18 protein-coding genes and 1 pseudogene are annotated in these 22,117 nt (G+C 36.1%); 3 read left to right on the top strand and 16 right to left on the bottom strand.

Translation table 11 applies throughout. The annotated features are described in order from the left end of the window. Nucleotides 1-43 precede the first annotated feature (43 nt). On the top strand, nucleotides 44-1,768 hold the full coding sequence (locus BAOM_RS06160) for a methyl-accepting chemotaxis protein (RefSeq protein ID WP_127759523.1): 1,725 nt from the start codon (nucleotides 44-46) through the stop codon (nucleotides 1,766-1,768). A gap of 84 nt (nucleotides 1,769-1,852) precedes the next feature. On the opposite strand, the gene BAOM_RS06155 is transcribed toward BAOM_RS06160, so the two are convergent. The 4 genes from BAOM_RS06155 to BAOM_RS06140 are packed head-to-tail and all read right to left on the bottom strand — an operon-like array spanning nucleotide 1,853 to nucleotide 6,037. Beyond that, nucleotides 1,853-2,056 carry a CLC_0170 family protein gene (locus BAOM_RS06155; protein ID WP_127759522.1) on the bottom strand — a complete coding sequence of 68 codons (204 nt, stop codon included), beginning with the start codon at nucleotides 2,054-2,056 and terminating at the stop codon, nucleotides 1,853-1,855. 25 nt (nucleotides 2,057-2,081) lie between these two features. Continuing rightward, a complete protein-coding gene (locus BAOM_RS06150) occupies nucleotides 2,082-3,299 on the bottom strand; it encodes a Ger(x)C family spore germination protein (protein ID WP_164853149.1) in 1,218 nt (405 codons plus the stop codon). Further along, nucleotides 3,280-4,389 carry a GerAB/ArcD/ProY family transporter gene (locus tag BAOM_RS06145; RefSeq protein ID WP_127759520.1) on the bottom strand — a complete coding sequence of 370 codons (1,110 nt, stop codon included), beginning with the start codon at nucleotides 4,387-4,389 and terminating at the stop codon, nucleotides 3,280-3,282. Before BAOM_RS06145 ends, BAOM_RS06150 begins: the two co-directional genes overlap by 20 nt. Beyond that, nucleotides 4,337-6,037, bottom strand: a complete 1,701-nt coding sequence (locus BAOM_RS06140) for a spore germination protein (protein ID WP_127759519.1) — start codon at nucleotides 6,035-6,037, stop codon at nucleotides 4,337-4,339. The genes BAOM_RS06145 and BAOM_RS06140 overlap by 53 nt, the downstream gene beginning before the upstream one ends. Nucleotides 6,038-6,695: 658 nt before the next feature. Between BAOM_RS06140 and BAOM_RS06135 the strand changes: the two genes are divergently transcribed. Next, the gene (locus tag BAOM_RS06135; RefSeq protein WP_127759518.1) at nucleotides 6,696-7,718 is read left to right on the top strand and encodes a DUF3231 family protein; all 1,023 of its coding nucleotides are present in this window, start codon (nucleotides 6,696-6,698) and stop codon (nucleotides 7,716-7,718) included. 42 nt (nucleotides 7,719-7,760) lie between these two features. Then, nucleotides 7,761-8,222 (top strand): hypothetical protein, encoded by a 462-nt coding sequence (locus BAOM_RS06130; RefSeq protein WP_127762461.1) that lies wholly within the window; start codon nucleotides 7,761-7,763, stop codon nucleotides 8,220-8,222. 232 nt (nucleotides 8,223-8,454) lie between these two features. On the opposite strand, the gene BAOM_RS06125 is transcribed toward BAOM_RS06130, so the two are convergent. The 12 genes and pseudogenes from BAOM_RS06125 to BAOM_RS06070 form a co-directional block, all read right to left on the bottom strand. Continuing rightward, nucleotides 8,455-9,408 (bottom strand): sugar ABC transporter substrate-binding protein, encoded by a 954-nt coding sequence (locus BAOM_RS06125; protein ID WP_164853148.1) that lies wholly within the window; start codon nucleotides 9,406-9,408, stop codon nucleotides 8,455-8,457. Nucleotides 9,409-9,462: 54 nt separating this feature from the next. Further along, nucleotides 9,463-11,425: pseudogene (locus BAOM_RS06120) on the bottom strand (PAS domain S-box protein). A gap of 28 nt (nucleotides 11,426-11,453) precedes the next feature. Then, nucleotides 11,454-12,305: a CheR family methyltransferase gene (locus BAOM_RS06115; RefSeq protein WP_127759516.1), complete on the bottom strand. Its 852-nt coding sequence runs from the start codon at nucleotides 12,303-12,305 to the stop codon at nucleotides 11,454-11,456. Between the two features lie 10 nt (nucleotides 12,306-12,315). Then, the gene (locus BAOM_RS06110; RefSeq protein ID WP_164853147.1) at nucleotides 12,316-15,057 is read right to left on the bottom strand and encodes a response regulator; all 2,742 of its coding nucleotides are present in this window, start codon (nucleotides 15,055-15,057) and stop codon (nucleotides 12,316-12,318) included. 455 nt (nucleotides 15,058-15,512) lie between these two features. Then, on the bottom strand, nucleotides 15,513-16,847 hold the full coding sequence (locus tag BAOM_RS06105) for a D-serine ammonia-lyase (RefSeq protein ID WP_127759514.1): 1,335 nt from the start codon (nucleotides 16,845-16,847) through the stop codon (nucleotides 15,513-15,515). 62 nt (nucleotides 16,848-16,909) lie between these two features. Further along, a complete protein-coding gene (locus BAOM_RS06100) occupies nucleotides 16,910-17,209 on the bottom strand; it encodes a DMT family transporter (protein WP_306821308.1) in 300 nt (99 codons plus the stop codon). Nucleotides 17,210-17,258: 49 nt separating this feature from the next. Further along, nucleotides 17,259-17,603 (bottom strand): DMT family transporter, encoded by a 345-nt coding sequence (locus tag BAOM_RS06095; RefSeq protein WP_127759513.1) that lies wholly within the window; start codon nucleotides 17,601-17,603, stop codon nucleotides 17,259-17,261. A gap of 29 nt (nucleotides 17,604-17,632) precedes the next feature. Beyond that, nucleotides 17,633-18,505, bottom strand: coding sequence for an HAD family hydrolase (locus BAOM_RS06090; protein ID WP_127759512.1), 873 nt, complete (start codon nucleotides 18,503-18,505; stop codon nucleotides 17,633-17,635). Nucleotides 18,506-18,635: 130 nt separating this feature from the next. Then, nucleotides 18,636-19,418, bottom strand: coding sequence for a DeoR/GlpR family DNA-binding transcription regulator (locus BAOM_RS06085; protein WP_127759511.1), 783 nt, complete (start codon nucleotides 19,416-19,418; stop codon nucleotides 18,636-18,638). A gap of 27 nt (nucleotides 19,419-19,445) precedes the next feature. Then, the gene (locus tag BAOM_RS06080; RefSeq protein ID WP_127759510.1) at nucleotides 19,446-20,459 is read right to left on the bottom strand and encodes an ABC transporter ATP-binding protein; all 1,014 of its coding nucleotides are present in this window, start codon (nucleotides 20,457-20,459) and stop codon (nucleotides 19,446-19,448) included. Continuing rightward, entirely contained in the window at nucleotides 20,459-21,331 is an 873-nt protein-coding gene (locus BAOM_RS06075) for an ABC transporter permease (RefSeq protein WP_127759509.1), read from the bottom strand. The genes BAOM_RS06080 and BAOM_RS06075 overlap by 1 nt, the downstream gene beginning before the upstream one ends. Beyond that, nucleotides 21,328-22,086, bottom strand: coding sequence for an ABC transporter permease (locus BAOM_RS06070; protein WP_373995336.1), 759 nt, complete (start codon nucleotides 22,084-22,086; stop codon nucleotides 21,328-21,330). Before BAOM_RS06070 ends, BAOM_RS06075 begins: the two co-directional genes overlap by 4 nt. Between the last annotated feature and the right edge of the window lie 31 nt (nucleotides 22,087-22,117).

The following is a 22,117-nucleotide window of genomic DNA, read 5'->3' as shown; positions in this document are numbered from 1 at the left end:
AAAACATCTATAAATAGAAATTATACGAAAGTGAGGAAAAAGAATGAAGAAAAGTATACAACTTAAAATGATTTTCATATTTTCTACCATTGTGTTGTTATCATGTTTGGTGACTGCTTATGTTAGTTATCATTCCTCTGTTCAGTTAGTGAAAGATTCTTTGAGTCAAGTAGCAACAAATATCACTAAGCAGGCCGTTAATATCATTGATATAGACAAGTACGAACAAGAAATCACATTGGATGCAGGGGAAAACGATTATTACATAGAATTACGTACAGAATTGAATGATTTAAGAGAAAAAACAGGATTAACCTATTTATATACGATGTCTCGTCACAAAACGGAAAATGGTTATGATTATTTTTATATGGTAGACGGTATGCCTATAGGCGATGAAAACGCATCACAACTAGGAGATAAAGAAGATCCTACTACTTATCCGAATATAGTGAAAGCTTTTGAAACAGGAGATTTACAAATTGAAATGTCCAATACAAAGGAGTATGGAGGTCTTATTACTACTTACCTCCCGCTCAAGTCTAGTTCCGGTGAAGTAATCGGTATAGTAGGTGCCGATTTAAATGCAACCGAATTCTATACTTCAATCGCTTCTTATAAGAACAAAATGATTACATTAACACTCATTATTTTATTAGTCAGTGTAACCATTGTTTATCTATTTACCCATTACCTTATTAAACCGTTAAAGAACTTAACTAATCAAGCTGCAAAAGTAGGCGATGGAGACCTTTCTATTATTCTAGAGACTAAAAGAACCGATGAAATTGGTATATTAACAACTGCCTTTCAACAAATGCTGAATGATTTAAAACAAATTATTCAAGGGATAAACCATAATTCTATTCAGTTAGTCGATGCATCTAATGAGCTAGTTCACCATGCAAATGAAGTAAAAGAAGGAAATCAACAGATCGCCATCACGATGAATGAATTATCAAATGGAGCAGATAAACAGGCCGGTTCTGCCAATCAGGTTTCTCAAACGATGCAGCATTTTACTAGTCAACTTCAGGAAGCAAGTAATAAAGGGGATGAACTAAGCCAGTCTTCAAATAAGATTATAGACTTAACAACTAACGGCTCTGACCTAATGAAAGAATCAGAGAAACAAATGGATATGATTCACCAAGAAGTAATAAAGTCTATTGAAAAAGTTAAAAAATTAGATTTGCAGTCAAAAGAAATTTCAAAGCTCGTTCAAGTAATTCTAGAAATCTCTAACCAAACAAATTTACTAGCATTAAATGCTGCAATCGAAGCAGCAAGAGCAGGAGAACACGGGAAAGGCTTTGCGGTCGTTGCTGAAGAAGTTCGTAAATTAGCGGAACAAGCATCAGGATCCGTCGGAAGTATTGTAAACATTGTTGAAGGTGTTCAAACTGAATCAACAGAAACGGTAACTGCCCTGCAACATAGCTTTACACAAGTTGAAAGAGGAACAGAGCAGATTAAAATAACGAGAGAAACATTTAATAAAATTAATACATTTATACTGAACATACAAATGCAGATACAAGATATATCAACAAATATCCATACTCTTTCCAAACAAAGTGAAGAAATCAATTATTCGCTCGAAAATAGCGCTTCAATAATAGAAGAGTCCACCGCAGGAATTGAGCAAACTTCAGCTTCCATTCAGCAATCAGCTAGTGCAATGAATGAGATTGTAAGCAGTTCCGAATCTATTGCAAAATTGGCGGAAGAATTAAATGATTCTGTTGATCATTTTAAATTACATTAAGTCACTGAAAGACGGTACCTTTAATTATCTAAAAGATATCCTTAACTACCAATAGCGAACCTTTTGCTGTTCGCTATTGGTTCTTTACCAGATCCAAGTCCGATAAACCCAAGCTGTCAGCGTTAAAATAATGCTTAATGAAAGATGGGTCCAACCTAGTATGAGCGTAACTTTTCTTTCTTTTTTTAAACCTGCATTTTTATAGGCTTTTACATCTGTCAGCAAAAGCAAAAGCCCTGTCACCAACAAAATGCTAATCAAATAGTTAATTGAACGGATATCGTCCATAAACACTGCTTCCTTTCATAGCACGTTATTTATCTTTCATGCCGCTGTGACGAATATAAGTATCTACTTCTACATCATAGGAAAGATTCTCATAAATATTCCGCCAATCTTCTTCTGTTTTAACGTTCTGTTTCCAATATTCAGGAAACTTCCCTCGGAAATACTCGCCAAACCCAAAAATATCAGACTTTGCTTTTTGTGTTTTAGCAATTAAATCACTCAATGACTTTTGCGAAGTATTTGAAAACCCTCTTTCAAGAGCTCGAATATCTTCCTCTTTTTTTATCTTAACATTCGGGCTTTCCTTTTCCGAAACTTTACCTTCGTAGCGAACTTTCACCAAAATATGGGGCTTACCATTTTTTAAACTTGCTTTTATTTTTGTTTTTCGTTTGACTGCTTGGACTAATGCTATTTCTTTGTTACCGGGAATGTCAGTAAAAATGGGGTACCCTCCCTTTTCTGCACCTATTCCAGCCATAAATGAGCCAATCTCCTGCGGTCTTGTCTTTCCCACCATTTTATCCCCTTGAAAGTACGCTAGACCATTAATTTGTATGGTTTTTTTTTCCTTAATTTGAAAATATGGAAGGTATCCATCCTGCCCTTTACTCGAGAAAGTGCTCCAAAATTTACCAATGAAACTTTCAGGAAATTTCCCTAAGTCAACTAAACTGTCAACCATTTCTGCCAAGTAAAGTGAGGGAACACGTTCTAGCTCTGGACTTACCTCCATATACTTTGAAGCTTTTTCTTTTGACACAACAATGGAAGCTGTTCTTCGAATTTCCGGATTGCGTCTCAAGTAATCATTAAAACGTTTCACTCCTTCTTTTGCCACTTCCTCGCTCAATACAATCAATCTTAAGTGTCCTAAAAATATTTCATCCGCTATTTCTTGTTGAAGATTGTATATGGCATCTTCAATTGTATGTCCAACAACAGACACGACCAATACCGGTTTTTTTTCTCCAGCACCTACTTGTGGTCCCAATGGAATCCGCCCAGGTATCGCTATTTGAACGGTAATTTCTATCATATGCTCTTCTGGTATCGATATATCTCCTTTCCTGTGACTTACTTCTGCTTCCCGTTCTTCTGCACCTGGACCAGCTTTATCTATGCCGATTGCTAATATGGTAGACCTCTGCTCAATTTCTCTACTATCCCAACAACCAGTAAGAAGGGGAACTAAGAAAATCAAAAGGAATATTTGCTTCGCTTTATATCTGTTTTGACTCACTATGTTTCCTCCTCTTACTTTTTAATACATCAAGAATAAATAAAAACAGTGGATAAAGAATCGTAATACTAAGTCCGATTCTTCCTACGTATCGAATAATTTCATACATTTGAAAAATACCTTCTGGCAGCATAGCCAATATATAGACAAATGGAAGAATAAAGTAGGACAGCATCTTATGATCCTGTAAACGAAAAAACTGCTTAATCGAATAAATCGTCAAATAATAACTCGCAAATATAGTTGTAAATACAGCCGTAACCCATACAGATAAAAAAACAACATCTAAACGTTGTAAAATATTCCCTGGGAGGGAAGTTGTTCTCGCAAGTTCTAATGTGGGCCAAAAAAGTTGTTTAATTTCTTCCGTACCAAAGACTGCCACAGTTGCGATAACAAGCAGTAAATATAAGCCTCCAGATATAAGGATTGCCCATATACTTGCCTTCATCGCTTTTTTCGGCTGCTTCATAGCTGGAATAATCAATGTCATAACGAATGAACCTTGAAACAAAGCAGCAACGGTTAATGCTCCAAAAAACATCTCATTAAAACCACTCCCAACGAGGGGACGCAAATAAAGAATATTAGCATTTTTTAAAGAAACGGCCACAACGATTAAAACCGGAGCCAATATTATAGGAAGGTAGAAATTGTGTATATAGGCAAACACATTTATATTATTTCGTGCACTAATTGCCGCTAATACAAGCATAACAATGACCGTTACATCTAGCGGTGTTTCAATCAATACACTCGTCGTGACAACCGTACCAAATTCACGTGCAGTGAGAGCTGTTAAAATAGTAAAAAAGATAATAACGAATATACTACAAAATTTCCCCAGCCATTTTCCAAGAATCTCTTCACTGTAAGTAATAATGGTTTTATTAGGATGACGAATACCCAGCTTTGTAATAATAAATAGTCCAATTGCTGCTATCCCAGTACCGAACAGCGTAACAAGCGGAGCTCCTGTTTCCCCTGCCCTTACAGCAAACAGCGGCAAAGGTAAAACTCCAACCCCAATAATCGTACTAATTAAGATTGTCGCTGCTTGAAGAGTTGTGATTTCTCTTGGGTCCTCCACTTGTACCTTCCTCCCGCTGATCGTTTCCGACTTTATTATGCTCTAATGCTTTGTTCCTTTCCTCCCTTAATCTAGCAACATTTTCTTGATGGAGAAAAGTCGGTCTTTTCGGCATCCACCATAGTGGACTTCTAATTACGACATCTTTCATTCCTTGGTAGTTTTCAGGAGAAACAGGGGCCATATACGGAACTCCGAATGATTTTAACGAAAGCATATGGTTGAATATAAAAATAATCCCTATAACAACTCCGTACAAACCGAAGATTCCTGCTAATATGATAATGGGAAATCGGAGCATTCTGAGTGCAAAAGCAGCCACATAAGCCGGAGTTGCAAAAGAACCAATGGTTGTTAATGCAATCACCACAACTGTAATCGGACTTGCCAAGCCTGCATTCACAGCTGCTTCACCAATGACAAGTACCCCAACAATCGATAAGGCGCCCCCTACTTGTTTCGGCAGTCGAACGGTTGCTTCGCGCAGTACTTCCATAGCTACTTCTATGACTAATACTTCAACCACAGCTGGAAAAGGAATACCAGCTCGTCCTCCTGCAACAGCAACGGCAAACTCTGTTGGCAGCAGTTCAGGATTAAAAGAAATGAACGAAACGTAAAGGGAGGGAAAAACAAGTGAAAATACGAGTGCCAGCATACGCGAAAGTCTCACAAAACTCCCCATTAAAAATCTAGTTGAATAGTCTTCCACCGTTTGATAAAACTGGCTGAAAACCACGGGGACCATTAAAGCAAACGGAGAACCGTCCACTAAAATAGCGACTCTTCCTTCTGCTAAGTTAGCAACTGCTTTGTCTGGTCTTTCTGTGCTGTGAACTTGCGGGAACGGAGAAAATGGATTATCTTCAATGAATTGTTCTAAGTAACCTGCATCCATAATGACGTCAATATCAATTTCAGAAAGTCGTTTCTCCACTTCGTTGATGACCTTGTTGTCCGCAATTCCTTTTATATAACAGATAGCAACTTTTGATTTGGTAAGGCGTCCTATCTCCATTTTTTTCACGCAAAAGTCGGGGGTGGGAAGTCGATAGCGCAATAAAGCAAGATTAGTTGCAATATTTTCAATAAATCCTTCACGCGGCCCCATAATCGCCTGCTCGGTTTCAGGTTGATTAACTGCCCGTTTTTCTAGTTTACGGGTTCCAATATGAATCCCTTCTGCTATGCCCTCAATTGCAATAACGGTTTCCCCGCGTAAAACAAAATCAACTAAACGATTAAGACAGTCATTGAGCTTAGCTTGACTGTGATAAAGCGTTTCGTTAATAATGACATCTTTTAAATCATTCAGGACAATTTTCCTTTGCAGCAAGTGATTAGGTATATACATTAACGGTTTTAATATATCGTTATTAATTACAGTTTGATCCGTTAAGTCTGAAAAATAAAACATCACCGCGCGAAATTGACCAAATACCTTAAAATGCTTTATCACAAAATCATTGCTATCTCCAAGTAGTCCTTTCATAAAATGAACGGTTTCATCAAGAGAACTAGAAATTTTATTTTTAGAGTGTTCTTCTACTATTGAACTGGGAGTCTTTTTGGAGATGATTTGACCATTCTTTTTCTTTTGCTTAAAAAATAAAACCACGGTACCACCACCTTTTTTTACTTTGTCCATGTAAAAGTAAATTATTCCTTTATTCACGTATGATGAAGTTGGTAACCGCTCTTAATCTAATAAGTTACATTTGAATCCTACAAATAATGAATGATTTCTAGTTTCAATAGCTCAGCATACACAGACCAGAACTTCAATCAGACACACGGTAGCGCAAGAGGAAGCATTAAGGATGTTTCATTCGTAGCTATTTATATAAAATTACTAGTACTCCACCAATTAATTATTTCAAATAGTATACATATTCAGCTTCCTAATTTTCGGCATAGAAAAAGTCCTTTATCATGGATAAAGGACTTTCCTATGGAGAAGATTACATAAAAAACTTTACAAACTAGCCCTTATTTAAGGGCTACATTTTAGAAACCAACGTTATATCTGGCTCCGGAAAATTGAAAGAAAAGCCGTTCCTTAACAAACAAATTGTTGTCGTCTCCTAGATCTAATGATAAATAAAGCCCAACTAGATAAAGCCACCTATGATTAGGTATTGAACTTTTGTCCCTAAACAGACTGACTAATTAAACGGAAAACTGTGGAACTATTTATGCAACACTAATAAAGGAACATTTTTTTCTTTAAGCCTCTGTCATATTATATGGTTGATTGTAAAGAATAATTAAAAATGAGGTTAAACTATTTTTGGAGGCAACTAATTATGACTGAACATCATGCTCGACTAACCTCGGCTGAAATCGCTTGTATTTGGACTGCATACATGAACGATAGTATGTCCAAATGTATTTTAGGTTATTTTCTAAAAGATGTAGAGGATCAAGAAATCCGTTCTATTATCCAATTTGCTTATGACCTTTCATCTTCCCATATCGAAAAACTTACCCACTTGTATCAAGAAGAACAACTGCCATTACCGACAGGATTTACAAGTGAGGATATAAATATGGATGCCCCTCGTCTATATACTGATTCATTTATGCTGGATTTTATCGGTCATTTATCCAGATTAAGCTTAGTTACATACGGTGGCTTTGTTTCAATGAGTGCTAGAAAAGATATAAGAGCATATTTTCTGGAATGCCTTACGCAAGCATCTAACTTATACGATATGGGTGCGGATGTATCCCTTTCAAAAGGATTGTTTGTTAGACCACCCTATATTGCTTATCCAACTAAATCAGACTTTGTAGACAGCAAAAAATATTTAAGCGGATTAAATCCGTTTACTGACAAAAGACCGCTGAATGCAGTAGAAATAGCTTATTTATATATGAATATTAAAACCAACCTCATGGGATCAAAAATTGCGTTAAGTTTTGCCCAAACATCATCAAGAGAAAATATTCAAAAATGGATGTTAAGAGGAAAAGATATTTCAAACAAACACGTTCAAATCTTTACAAAAGCATTAATAAATAACGATATACAATCACCCATGCCGTCAGACTTATCTATTACCGATTCAACAACGCCGCCTTTTTCAGATAAATTAACAATGTTTCTTATGTCATTCTTGAGTGCAGCTGGTATAGGAAACTATGCAACAGCAGCTGCTGCAAGTCAGCGAAGCGATTTAGCCATGAATTATGAACGTTTATCACTTGAAATCGGTCAATATGCGAAAGATGGCGCTGACATAATGATTAGTAACGAATGGCTCGAACAGCCACCTGGAACGCTGGATAAAGAACAACTTGCAAAAAATAAGAACCAACATAGTTAAAATTTATTGATTGGTTAACCAATAGGAAGTGAAGGAATGTCAATGGAAGAACGAATTGAGAAAGTTCTTTGGAGTATTGCATTACCTGGATTTGGACAAATTTTAAACGGAAAGTTTTTCAAAGGACTACTTTTTATCATATTAGAAGTTTTAATTAACCTACAATCAAATTTGAACCAAGTGATTATTTATAGCTTTCAAGGTGATATTCAATCAGCTATTGAGCAAACTAATTATCAATGGTTGATGTTTTATCCATGTATTTATATGTTTGCCATATGGGATGCTTATCGGGATGCTGGAGGTGGGAAATCCCCTTATTCTTTTCTCCCACTTGTTTTTAGTGCTTATTTCATGACTATAGGATTAATCTATTCCTCGAGTTTAAAAATATTTGGGGTTTTATTAGGTCCTCTTTTTTTATCTATCTTATCTGTGATTCCTGGTATAGGCGTTGGCTTATTTATAAAAATTATATTAGGAAATTTAAAAACGAAAAAATAACTGAAAAATTAGGATTAATATACTGAAATCCCATAATTTTACTGAAATATATTAAGTATGAATTGAAATGTTCCTTAACCTTCTTCTTATCCACAACAAAAGAAATATAAGAATCTGATATAGTACCTTAATCTATTTTAGAGATACTCTTTTATGTACATAATTAAAAAGCCTAAATCCCTTGTACTACAAAGAGTTTAGGCTTTTTAATATAAATACTCCGTGAGAATCTTTACTTCAGCACACTATTTAAGAGATGAAGTCTATCCTTCGCATTCCCTTTTGTGATAATATCTACGCCACTATCAAGGAAGTGATTGACCCGTTCCCCCTTTGTTACTTTTAATGCGGTTTGGACGCTTATATACCCCATATCATAAGGGTTTTGCGCTACTGCACTAGACAATGTTCCTCCTTCTACTAACTTAAGCATCTCAGGAATTCCGCTTGCTCCTATAACAGGCATTTGCATTCCCTTTTCCTGAAGTACCTTTAACACAGGAAGTGCAATATAATCCGTTGAGGCAACTACACCTTTAAGGTCGGGATGCTCTCGTAAAATACTTTCTATTTCCTCTCTAACTACTTTAGGATTATCATCTGGTAATCCTTTTTTTTCTGTCACAATTTCGAGCTTCACAGCCTCTAAACTATCTTTAGCTCCTCTTATCCGTTCCCCTTCAACAATCCGTTGTTTTCCACCAAGAAGAGCCACCTTATCTCCAGGCTGCAGCTGTGAGGCCAGTAATATTCCGGCTTTTTCTCCTAAAGAAAAGTTATTCGTACCGATATAAGCCGTCTTATGTTCCCAAGTATCATCCGCATATATGAATAATACAGGGATATCCTTTTTGACGAACTTTTCTAATTCCGAATTAATACTATCAGCTGAATAAACCGGAGAAACAATCAATACATCTGGATTTTCTTTAAGAACACTCTTTAACATCTCTCTCTGAGCTTCAACAGTCTCAGTTTCAGGTGCAACCACTTTACCGTTTATGCCCAGGTCTTCAAATCCCTTTTCTGCCCCTGCCTTAATAAATTCCCAGTAATCAAGGTCTAAATTCTGTAAAACTACCACTACTTCCGGCTTTTCTTCTTCGAATTGTTTATATATAAAAACAATTGCAATCACAGAAATCACCAAAATCGGAAGAAGAAATCGTTTATGCCTATTAAACATGTAATCCCCCTTTCTTCTTCCTAAATGAAAATATGCTCCTGACATAAACATTTATCAATGATTTGCTTTAAATCGGATGGAAAACGTCGTCCCCTTATCTCCTGTTTCGATATCAATCTCTGCTTGATGTCGCTCGGCTACACTATAACAAATGGCTAAGCCTAACCCTGTTCCCTTCTCCTTCGTAGTAAAGAAAGGAGTCCCTATTTTTTCTAATATTTCCGGACTTATGCCCGCTCCTTGATCTTTTATTTCTAAAATGACTGCCTGTTCTTCTGCATACGTTTTTATCGTAAGTTTCCCTCCAGAAGACATAGCATCCAGCCCATTCAAAGCCATATTTAATATAAATTGACGAATTTCCTTTTCATCAATTGATATGTCCGGACATTCACTTAAATCAAGGTCTACTTGTTTACTAGCACGCATTGCTTCTGCTTGAATAAGTGGAAATAAAGCTTTAATAATCGTATTTAAATTTTTCATTTGTTTATCACTAACTTTATTTTTAGCTAAATTTAGAAATTCAGTAATAATAGAGTTAGCTCGATTTAATTCATCTAACATGAGATCAATAACCTCTTTTGATACCTCTCTGCCCCTTGCTACTTGTAAAAACCCGTAAACTGTAGTCATTGGATTTCGAATTTCGTGAGCAATTCCCGCTGCCATCTCTCCAATTAAATTCAAATGGTCTAATCGAGCCATCTCCTTCTCTAAAAGAACCCTTTCCGTAATATCTGTCAATACAAAAAGAATACAAGGCTCCGGTTCGATATGAATCATTTCTGATGATAATAATCCGGCACGCATTTCCCCCCTGTTTGTCTTATATTGAATTTTCATGTTACGAATAGGTTGCTCTAAATCGATGGAATGACCACCCGCTTCTTCAATAAAATCTTGTAAATTAATTTTTTGATTTTGTAACTCCTCATAGCTATAACCAGTGAATGTTACCCAACTTGCATTTACATCCATATAGGTTCCATTTTCTTGTGAAATAATCGCCATTAAGTTAGGGCTAGACTCAAATATTTTCCGAAACCGTTCTTGTGAAACAAAAAGGTTGTCCGCAATCTTTTTTCTCTCCTCAATTTCTTGTTGCAGCTTTTCATTAGCTAATAGAAGTTCAATTGTACGTTTTTCTACAATATGTTCGAGATTAGCAAACTGTTGCTTTTTAACTTCCTCTATCTGTTTTCTTTCCGTAACATCACGGATAGCGCAAACGAATATGTGCCTGCCCTCTATTTCAGTCTCTCCAATTTGGATATCTACAGGAAAATCACTTTTATCCTTACGTAAAGCAACTGATTCGATTACTTTTCCAACCCCTTGTTTAATTAAAGACAAGAAATCCGAGGACCTCTCTCCATTCTTTCCTATCATTTGTAGAAAGAGCTTGGAAACATTCTGTTCTATTAATTCCTCAGGCTGATAGCCAAACATCCTTTTTACAGCAGGATTCACTGATAATATACGCTCTTGATCATCAAAGGTAACAATCGTATCAATTAGCGTTTCACCAATTACTTTCGTTAATGCTTCTGTTCGGCGCAAATCCAAAGTTGTCCGATTTAATCTTTGGTTAACTTCCTTTAGTTCGACTGAACGTTGCCATTCACTCTTACTAATCTCTTCTTCATATTTTTCGTGCATTTCAACAAATTTTTCTATTTTTGATTTTAATATTTCAGGCTGAAATGGCTTAAAAATATAATCAATAGCTCCAACGGAATAACCACGTTCAACATGTTCACGATCTTGACTAATCGCTGTAATAAAAATAATCGGAGTTTGTTTGGTTTTTGCTCTCGCACGTATTAGCTTAGCTGTTTCAAATCCATTTAATCCAGGCATCTGTACATTGTACATCTAGTAAAATCACTGCAAACTCTTGTTTTAGCAAACATTTCAACGCTTCTTTCCCTGATGTCGCACAAACTAAGTTATAATTCGGAGACGAGAGTACAGCTTCCAATGCTAGTAGATTTTCAGGATGATCGTCTACCATTAATATATTCACTTTTTGGGAAGCAGCATTATTTATATTTACGGTATAGTTTTTCTGTTGAGTCGATTTCTTCATAGCAGTTTCCATGACGTGTAAATCTAATCCCCTCTCTTTTGCCCAACCCGATAAAACCTGATAAACTTAGACTTTCATAAAAAAGCTGATGGACATCATTTTGTAAACTCTTATTAAAATAGATAAGAACATTTCGACAAATAATAATATCAAACTCATTAAATGAAGAATCTGTTACTAAGTTATGCTCTGCAAACATAATATTTTTTTGCAGAAAGGGGTGGAAAACAACTTGTTCACCTACGACCTTATAATATTCTGAAAAAGCCCTTATTCCGCCAGCTTCCATATAATTTTTTGTATATATCTGCATATTTGCTAAAGAAAAAGTACCTTTCTTTGCTTGCTCTAAAATTTTTGGATTAATATCGGTTGCCCAAATCTTAGCTTTTTCATAGATCCCTTCTTCATGTAACAGAATAGCCATTGAATAAACTTCCTCACCAGTCGAGCAGCCTACATGCCAAATTCGAATATCTGGATAATCTTTTACAAAAGGAACAATATTTTTTCGAAAAGACTGGAAAAATGCCGGATCACGAAACATCTCTGTAACATTTATCGAAAGGTCAGAAAATAATCTCTTCATTACCTCAGGATCACGAAGCAGCTTTTCCTGCAATGCTGAAACACTTGTCAGATTTTCATTGCGAACACGTTGCAAAATCCTCCTTTGCAGGAAGGACTGTGCATAATTTCTAAAATCATAACCATAATAGCGGTAAATGGCTTCTAGAAGTAACTCGATTTCAATTCGCTCTATCTCTTGATCTTGTACTGGATCTTGTATGATTTTATTTTTCATTCTTAATTGATTATCCTTCCTTTCTATATAACCATACATGCATAAGCGAAAATAATTGATCTACATCAATCGGCTTACTAATATAATCCGTTGCTCCTGCAGCTAAACATTCTTCGCGACTCTGTTTCATAGCCTTCGCCGTCAGCGCAATAATCGGTAATGTTTCATACCTTGGTAGTTGTCTGATTCTACGCATCGCCTCAAAACCATCCATTTCAGGCATCATAATGTCCATTAAAACAATATCGGTATCTGGATTACCTTGTAACATTTCAATCCCTTCACGGCCATTTTCAGCTACAATGATATCCATTTCATATTTTTCAAGTGCAATTGTTAATGCATAAACATTTCGTATATCATCATCCACAATGAGTACTTTTTTATGTTTGAGCGAAGATTTGCCCTCTTCGTTTATACTGCTGCCTTCTTCATTCAGTGAATAATCCTCATATTCAAGCCCTGCTGCAGCTTCCTCTATATAGGAGTTTGCCTCTAGTATCTCGCTTGATTGCAGGATTGGTAAATATAGTGTAAAGTTGCTTCCCTTTCCAACTTCACTTGTTAACTCGATAAAGCCGCCTAATACAGAAGCCATTTCACGACTTATGGATAACCCTAAACCTGTCCCGCCATACTTTCGACTTGTCGTTCCATCAGCCTGTTTAAAGGCATCAAATATCACTCTTTGTTTTTCTCTAGGTACCCCGATGCCCGTATCAATAACCGAAAAAGCTAGCATATACTCTGCCTGAGCACTCACAGGCATTTGTTTCTCAATATATTCCGTCCGTACCTTTCGAACTTGCAGCGATACACTACCGCTTTCAGTAAATTTAAAGGCATTGGACAGCAGATTTTTTAATATTTGTTTTAGACATTGTTCATCTGTATATAAATAGTTTGATACAGTAGGTTCCAATTGAACGTTAAACTGAATATCTTTCTGACTAGCAATAGGTGAGAATTGCTTACTCAAATAATCTTGTACATCGTATAGATTGACTTCCTTGGAAATCACTTCTAATTTACCCGACTCTATTTTGGCCAAATCTAAAATATCATTTATCAAAAAGAGTAAATCATTACCCGAAGTATAGATGGTCCGAGTGTATTCCTCTTGTTTCTTTGAAAGATTGCCCTCTTCGTTTTCAGAAAGAATCCGTGCCAAAATGAGTAAACTATTCAGTGGTGTCCTAAGCTCATGAGACATGTTAGCAAGAAACTCCGATTTATATTGTGAGCTAATCTCTAATTGTTGAGCTTTTTCTTCAAGAGCCTCCCTTACTTTTTCTAACTCTTTTTTCTTCTGCTCGGAGGCTGTATACTGCTCCTCAAGTTTCTCATTTGTCGTCCTTAATTCCTCTTGCTGTAATTGTAATTCTTCAGATTGGACTTGAAGTTCTTCTGTTAAAGCTTGTGATTCTTGCAACAATCGTTCTGCTCTCATATGATTTAACATACTATTGATGGCCATTCCTAACGTACTATTGATTTCTTCAAGAAGCTTAACTTGACTAGAGGTAAAGGCGTGGAAGGAGGCAATTTCGATTACCGCAAGCACCTCTCCTTCAAGTTGCACAGGTAAGATAATAATATTTCTTGGTGAACCTTCCCCTGTACCGGAACGTATGCTTATATAATCTTCTGGTACTTGTGTAAGCAGGATGGCCTGTTTTTCAAGCGCACATTGTCCAACAAGCCCTTCTCCAATATAAAAACCTTCAGATGCCTTAAACTGATTTGAAAAAGCATACGCTGCTATCTTTTTAAGATACGGCTGAGCTCCATTTTCACTCTTCAAATATAAAACACCGAAACTCGCATCTACTATAGGAACAAGCTTAGAAATGAATGACTCACCCAGCATCTGTATATCTTTAGCCTCCGGGTACATCGTTGCTATTTCAGCAATTTTCGTTTTAAGCCAGCCATGTTCTTCAGCTTCCTCTAATAAGTGTTTTTCTAACTTACTATGTGCCTCAAGCTCCGAAACCATTGTGTTAAAAGCAGCTGCAATTGAACCAATCTCATCTTTGGAAACGATTTCAATACGAGGTAAATCATCCCCATTACTATTGCTAACACTGTCCATAACAGTCGTTACCTTATTGAGGTTCTTAGTCATACTTCTAATAATCCAAATAATCAGTCCTATTCCTAAGCTCAAGCTGATAGCTAAATAGATATATATCGATGTGACAGCCCAATTATAAGTGTCTCGAGATCTTAAAAGTTCATTCTTCATCTCTTGTTCTTGTAATCCAAGAAGGAGTTGAGAAGTTTGAAGCATTCTTTCCCGAGTAAGTTTGATTTCATCCACCATTGCCGCTTGACTACCAACCTCAATATCTACTTTTTTCCATACTATGACTTGCTGTACCATATCTTGATATGAATCATGCAGTGTTGTATATTGTTCCATTAAATCAAGTGATTTTTCTTGCGTATCCAGTTCTTTAAGTGACTCAATTCCTTGTTTGATCCTCAAGTTTGATTCTTCCCAAGCATTCAAGGCTTCTCTATTGTTCCCATTTACCGAAGTTGCTGTAGCCTCCCTGAACGCTCTTCCAATATTGGCAGTTTCATATTTTATCTCTGAAGCAATGTCAATTCGTTCATATAGTTCATTCACCACGACGTTCATCTTAATTATAGACTGTTCAAGCATGCTCATTAAAATAACGACGCTAATAGAAATTAATAGTAAAATGAAGCCGATGCTCGTATAGAGCTTTGTTGTAAATTTCATACTTCCTCCCCGCCCCGTTATTTTTTTATCCATTATTTTATATGAAAGTGAAGCTTACCAATAAGTAATAAGGCCCTAACTTGCATATATACTTTTTTGAACATTTCGATATTTTTTGACATATATTTATCTATTCGAAAGAGACTCCCTTCACTTTTCATATTACAAATCAACCTAAAAATGTTATTTCATCACAAATTATATCATATTTTATCGAACTTCATTCACAGTAAATTATTTTTATATGACTCTGTTGATTTTTGTCATGCGCCCCCTATTCATTAATAAAGAGACACTTAGTTTAACAAAAGAAGCCCAGTCCAAAGACTGAGCTGAATGTTTATTTATCCATAATGAACTACATAGCCCCTTAGCAATATAGTCCTCATTGTTCTTTATTTCTTTTGAAACACCAATTCTCACGATGCCTCTAACTCCATAGGAATTCTGATTGATCATAATTCCGATCCTTTTTTATAATACTCATTCATTATTTCTTTAGGAACCATACTTCCACCGGTAGCCCACATGAGATGTACAGCATTTTTCATTTTATCTTTTAAGTTATGATTTTTTATATACTCCTTACCTTGTTTTTCGTTCCATAACTTTACGGGTCCTATTACACCGGCTAATGCAGAAGGCTCCAGGTGAATATTTTCTGTATCAGCCAATGTGCTTAATAGTTTAAATAATTCATTGTCACTTACCGTATAACTTCCGCTTAATAAAGGTTCAATAGTTGGACCAACGAACCCTGATGGTCGTCCGACCGCAAGACCATCTGCTGATGTGATGTTGTCAATTCCAAAATCTTGTACAGACACCTTATCATGCAACCCTGTTACCAGTCCAAGTAACATACACGGAGAATGTGTAGGTTCTGCAAAAAAGCAATGTACGTGATCTTGATATAGTAGTTTCAAACCAAAAGCCACTCCCCCGGGTCCACCGCCCACTCCGCATGGAAGGTAAACAAATAGCGGATGGTTTTCATCTACTGTTACATTTAAATCCTCTAATTGTTTTTTTAATCTGCTTGCTGCTACTGCATATCCTAAAAATAAATCACGAGAGTTTTCGTCATCAATAAAGTAACAATTCGCTTCACTATGCGCCTGCTTTCGCCCTTCTTTGACGGCTTTGCTATAATCTTCCTTATATTCGATAACTGTTACTCCTTTGCTTTTCAGAAGATTTTTTTTCCATTCCTTCGCATCAGCAGACATATGAACTGTTACTTTGAAGCCCAATTTGGCACTCATAATGCCTATACTCAACCCTAAGTTGCCCGTAGATCCTACCGCAATGGAGTATTGTGAAAAAAAGTTTCTAAATTTTTCACTATCAAAGATAGAATAATCATCCTCTACCGTCAATAAACCATGTTCAAGAGCTAATGCTTCTCCGTGTTTTAACACTTCGTAAATACCCCCGCGTGCTTTAATGGAACCTGAAATAGGGAGATGGCTATCACATTTCAACAAAAATGTCCCATCTAACGGCTGCTCATACATATGTGATAACTGTTGATGCATCGCCGGAATGGGTACAATAGGGGATTCTATGATTCCTTTAAGTTTTCTTGTTTCTGGAAAAGCTTTAGCGATGTAAGGAGCAAAACGCTTTAACCTTTCCACGGCATCTTTTACATCAGTATCATTAAGCGGGAGATTTTCCAACACAGTTTGAAATGGTTTATATTTAGGATTTGACCAAAACACTTCCTCTGTAGCCACTAACTCGTTTATTAAAGGATATTCTTCTATCCAATCTTGAACATTTTTCATTTCTCTTCTCCTCCATAGGGATTGTACTTTTTCTATATTAGCTGCTACTTAAACATCCAATCTTAATGTCCAGAAGTCATCTTAATACCTATAGCGCCTATAACAATACACATAATTAATAGGATGGATCTTAAACTTCTAGGTTCATTAAAGAAAATCATGCCTGCTAAAACACTTCCAACAGAGCCAATACCGGTCCATATTGCATAAGCAGTTCCTACCGGAAGAGAGGTTAATGACAAAGAAAGAAAATAAAAGCTTAAACTCCCAAAAAATAGACAAGCTAAAGAGGGTAATAATTTTTTAAACCCATCTGCGCGTTTTAGACATATGACACTGCCAATCTCTGCGAAACCGGCAATCAGAAGAAAAAATAAGCCATCGAATCATCTCCTCCTATTCTTGTGTAAATCATTTCATTTCCTTTGCTGTTTTAGACTGTGTCGGGCTGTTTTTTATTCCAACTATACCTAGAATCATTAAAGCTACAAAAAATGCTTTCAGTAGATTAATAGGCTCTCCCCAAAAAAGCATACCAGCTACTACTGTCCCCACCGTTCCCAATCCAGTGAAAATGGCGTAACCAGTTCCTAAGGGAATGGAATGTAAAGCTTTTGAAAGTAAAAAAAAACTAAAAATTATAATACCTGCTGTTAGTACACTAGGTATAAGCTGGGTAAAGCCTTGTGAATATTTAAGACCAATCACCCAAACAACCTCCAAAAACCCTGCCATTATGATATATATCCATGCCATTTTATTACTCTCTCCTTCAACAGCAGCACTTACTTTTGAATCACGAAGTTATCCATATATCGGTAAATAGCCTGAGCTACCCCATTTTCATTGTTTTTAAGGGTTGTCGTTGTACAGGCAGCTTTTATCACATCTTTCGCATTTCCCATCGCTACACTGTATGTAACTTTCTGGAACATAGATAAATCATTATTGCTGTCTCCAATTGCCATAGCCTGATCTAAAGATTTATTCATCAAGCAAGCTAATTTTTCAAGGGCCATTCCTTTTGAAGCTCTTTTACTAGTAATCTCAATATTATGATCGGCAGATGAAACAACCATCAACTCATCAAACTTTTTGAATTGACTCCGTGCTTCCTCTAACTCCTTTTTATCAAAAGAACAAACTAAAATATTGTAAAACTCCTCCTCCTGTTTTAATATGTCATAATAGTTTTCAACTAACACATACCCAAACTGATCAAATTGTCTTTCCGCTACTTCAACTAACTCTTTCATATCTGCATCTAAATCTGCCCTTTTCAAACGTTGAATCTCATTATAAAAATGTTCTCTTCCTTTCTTAAGAGTATAAATAGCCTTATCAGTAAACACTTCATAATAATAATTTCGTTCATCTAACCATTGAATAATAGTTTCAACACAATCTTTAGTTAAAGTAACAGAAGAAACACATGTCTTATTTTTTGAATGAATGGTTGCTCCATTTGTACCGATTACAAATGGAGCAATCCCTGCTTTTTCACAAATTGCTTGAACATCAAAATAAGCCCGACCTGTTGAAATCACCACTTCAAAACCTCTATCTTCGGCATATTGAATTGCTTTTATATTTTCTTCACTAATTTCATTCTGGTCATTCAATAATGTTCCATCTAAATCTATTGCAATAAAACTCATATTATATAGCCCCTTTTCTCAGTCTATCTATTACGTTTTTCTTTCTAATTTTTAAAAAAGGCAATCAAAAGAAGAGGGAAACCCTTCTTCCATCTCTATCTCTATCTCTATGCGCCCTTTTATAGATTCACTATGCCTGAATCCAATTGATTTCCTCTAGCTTCGAATAACTCTTCCATTCCTCTGGAAATGGTTGCTCACAGACAATCACATCGAATTTTTCTAGAGGCCACACTTTACAAAATGTATCGACACCTATTTTAGAGTAATCCGTTAACATGATAACTTGCTTGGATACTTCGGCCATCTTTCGCGAAACTAATGCTTCATGTAGATGATAATTACTAACCCCACTTTGAATAGAAACACCACCAGCTGAAATGAACGCTTTATCAACATTAAACTGATTTAACATTTGTTCCGTGAGACTGCCAGTTATAGATTGATGCTTTGGATCAATTTGTCCGCCTAGCAATAGAACTTGGCCTGTAAACTTATTTTGATTGAGCGATTCAGTCAACACGGATGATACAGGAAGAGAATTGGTTAAAATCGTGATATCCTTTTTGTTTTCAATACACTGCGCAAATTCAAGCATAGTTGTCCCTACATCAATGGCAATTACATCTCCGTTAGAAATAAGTTCTACCGCTTTTTTACCCACCTTAACTTTCGCTTGTTGATTCACCGTTGTACGTTGCGTAAATGGAGGTTCCTCAAACTGAAAGACTGTTTTAATTGCTCCACCGTAAACCCTCTTTAAAAGCCCCTTTTCCTCTAATATCATCAAATCGCGTCGAATCGTTTCCTCTGAAACATTAAATTGATCAACTAATTCCATGACTTTTACTTTTCCCGTTTTGTTCAGTTCTTTTAGAATTTCATTCTTTCTTTCTTCTGGTAAAACTGACATATTTCTCTCCTTGTTATTATTAATAATTTATAAGATAATGCACTCTTTCTTCGGCAAAAACATTTGAACACATGTTCCTCGTTCAAACATTGTCCCTTGGTGGTGAAGATAGTCTACATGGAAAGAGGACTCCTCTGTTTCTACTTCATATCTTAAAACATTGCCCGTCATAGAAACGTCTTTAATAACCCCTTTAATTCGCCAATTCTCTTGTAGATCCAATCCCTCCTCACCAACAGGAGCTAACTGTAAAACTTCCGGACGAATAGCAACGTCATTTCCTCTTAATTCTGTGCTATGAATGAGTTTTCTAAAAATCTCCATATTACAAACGTTATAATTTCCAATGAATTTTGCAACAAATGTATTCACTGGTGAGGTATAAATTTCTGATGGAGAACCGGACTGTACCACATTTCCTTTATTCATCACAAAAATTCGATCAGACATCGTCATGGCTTCTTCCTGATCATGTGTAACAAAAATCGTTGTAATATCTAATTCTTTTTGTATTCTTCTTAATTCTTTTTGCAGATTTTTTCTGATTTTAGCATCCAATGCGCTTAACGGTTCATCTAAAAGTAGAACTTTAGGCTCCATAACAAGCGCACGGGCCAGAGCAACCCTCTGTTGTTGCCCACCAGATAATTGATGAGGATAAGATTCTTCTTTTCCTGTTAAATCAACCATATCAATCATCTTTGTTACTCTTGATTTAATATTTTTTACTTTTTTCATTCTAAGGCCATAAGAGATATTATCAAAAACGCTCATATTAGGGAAAAGTGCATAAGACTGAAACACCATGCCGACTTCGCGCTGACGCGGAGATAAATTAGTAATATCTTTTCCATCTATTAAAATTCTCCCTGAATCAACGCCCTCAAGTCCCGCAATTGAACGTAGTAATGTACTTTTCCCACATCCGCTTTGCCCAAGAAGTGTAGCAAACTCTCCTTTTTTTAATGTTAAAGAAATATTATTCAAAACAACTTGGTTTTCATATCCCTTAGTCACTTGATCGATAGTTACATAACTCATTAGTTTTCACCTTCTAACACAGTTTTTTTATGGCGAGTTTGTTTTTTAAAAAATGAAAGAATTCGCTTCTTATTTGGCACGACAGAATTTTTTTCATTTTTAAACGTCAGTTTCAATACAGTCCCTGTTAAAAGTAAAATCACCGAGTAATACGTAATAACAATTGCACTTGTTAAGTGACCGCTACTGTTTAGTTTGTCCGCAAGATAAATTTGAAGGGTTTCAAATCGGCCCCCAACAAGCAAATTAGCTAAAGCGAACTCACTAAATAAAAGTGCAACTGACAATAAGGTAGACACTAAAATACCTGATAGAATGTTTGGAAATACTACAGTGCGAAATGCCTGGAATTTTGTAGCACCTAGTAACTCAGCTGCATCAACAAGCTGCACAGCATTAAGCATGCGAAGGCTGTTACGAATACCTTGATACATGAACGGCAGAATAGTTATGAAATAAGCACCAATTAAAATCCAAGGGGTTCCGGCAATTTGAATGGGTCCATCCGAATATACCTTGATTAATCCAACAGCCCCCACAATAGGAGGAATTCCATAAGGAAGCATAGCCGCTGCTTGAAGCATTCCTTCCCATTTACTAAAATATACTGTGATGATAAAAATAGTCGGAAGCATAATAACTACACTGAGGCCTACAGACATAAAAATTAAAAACAGGGTTCGTTGAAAAGCATCGTAAAACCGCTCATCCTGAAATAGTTCAATATACCATCTCATCGTATAACTCTCAGGTAAAATGGTATGATCCCATTTACCGGCAATCGAGAATAAAAATGTCCCTACAAGCGGAATTAACAAATATATAACTAGCAAACCAATAATCACTTTGTGAAAAGTCAATGAAGATTTCATCGTAAATCCCTCCTAATGCGACGCATCATCCGTTCATTGAACCACATCGCCCCTATCATAGTTGCTGCCAGAATCACGCCCATCGCACTGCCTAGTTGAGGCTTTAATGCAACATCACTGGCAACCAGAGAAGCAATTTGCAGTGACAATAAGTTATAATTGCTTCCAACCAATGCATAAGCTGTAGCGTAAGCCCCCATCGCATTAGCAAACAAAATGCTGAATGTACCTACAATGCTAGGTAAAAGAACTGGAATTCCAATATGAAGCCAAAATGATAGTGTTGATCCCCCTAATAATGAAGAGGCTTCTTTCCATTGTTGCTTGATTCCTTGATAAGACGGGTAGATAAGCATAACCGCGAGCGGAATTTGAAAATAAATATAAACAAGAATGAGGCCTGTCCAAGAATATAAATTAAAATCCTCAAACACATTCCAACCAATCTTGGCAAAAAGCAACGTAAACAACCCATTGTTTCCTAGCAAAATAATATAGGAAAATGAAAGGGGAATCCCTTCAAAGTTCGACGTCATATTGGTAATCATCAGCAGGCGATTTTGTATTTTTTGTGAGAACTTTGTAATTGAATAGGCGGCGATGACTGCTATAATGACAGAAGTTACAGCAGAAAACAAAGAAATAATAAGACTATTTTGAATAGCTTGTAAATAAAATTTACTTTTAAATATAGTTATATATTGATCAATCGTAACTCGGATTCCATCGTCTGCATAAAAACTATTCTTAATCATTGCTACTAATGGCCCTATTTCAAATCCGATT

The sequence above is a fragment of the Peribacillus asahii genome (assembly GCF_004006295.1).
GTDB classification, from domain to species: Bacteria; Bacillota; Bacilli; order Bacillales; family DSM-1321; genus Peribacillus; species Peribacillus asahii_A.
Note: the sequence above shows the minus strand (reverse complement) of the source record. Positions and strands in the feature narration are given on the sequence as shown.

Bases quoted from the DNA above. Each gene is read 5' to 3' on its own strand.
- BAOM_RS06160 (WP_127759523.1), top strand. From the start codon at position 44: ATGAAGAAAAGTATACAACTTAAAATGATTTTCATATTTTCTACCATT.
- BAOM_RS06155 (WP_127759522.1), bottom strand. From the start codon at position 2,056: ATGGACGATATCCGTTCAATTAACTATTTGATTAGCATTTTGTTGGTG.
- BAOM_RS06140 (WP_127759519.1), bottom strand. From the start codon at position 6,037: ATGGACAAAGTAAAAAAAGGTGGTGGTACCGTGGTTTTATTTTTTAAG.
- BAOM_RS06135 (WP_127759518.1), top strand. From the start codon at position 6,696: ATGACTGAACATCATGCTCGACTAACCTCGGCTGAAATCGCTTGTATT.
- BAOM_RS06130 (WP_127762461.1), top strand. From the start codon at position 7,761: ATGGAAGAACGAATTGAGAAAGTTCTTTGGAGTATTGCATTACCTGGA.
- BAOM_RS06125 (WP_164853148.1), bottom strand. From the start codon at position 9,408: ATGTTTAATAGGCATAAACGATTTCTTCTTCCGATTTTGGTGATTTCT.
- BAOM_RS06115 (WP_127759516.1), bottom strand. From the start codon at position 12,305: ATGAAAAATAAAATCATACAAGATCCAGTACAAGATCAAGAGATAGAG.
- BAOM_RS06110 (WP_164853147.1), bottom strand. From the start codon at position 15,057: ATGAAATTTACAACAAAGCTCTATACGAGCATCGGCTTCATTTTACTA.
- BAOM_RS06105 (WP_127759514.1), bottom strand. From the start codon at position 16,847: ATGAAAAATGTTCAAGATTGGATAGAAGAATATCCTTTAATAAACGAG.
- BAOM_RS06095 (WP_127759513.1), bottom strand. From the start codon at position 17,603: ATGGCATGGATATATATCATAATGGCAGGGTTTTTGGAGGTTGTTTGG.
- BAOM_RS06090 (WP_127759512.1), bottom strand. From the start codon at position 18,505: ATGAGTTTTATTGCAATAGATTTAGATGGAACATTATTGAATGACCAG.
- BAOM_RS06085 (WP_127759511.1), bottom strand. From the start codon at position 19,418: ATGTCAGTTTTACCAGAAGAAAGAAAGAATGAAATTCTAAAAGAACTG.
- BAOM_RS06080 (WP_127759510.1), bottom strand. From the start codon at position 20,459: ATGAGTTATGTAACTATCGATCAAGTGACTAAGGGATATGAAAACCAA.
- BAOM_RS06075 (WP_127759509.1), bottom strand. From the start codon at position 21,331: ATGAAATCTTCATTGACTTTTCACAAAGTGATTATTGGTTTGCTAGTT.
- BAOM_RS06070 (WP_373995336.1), bottom strand. From the start codon at position 22,086: ATGATTAAGAATAGTTTTTATGCAGACGATGGAATCCGAGTTACGATT.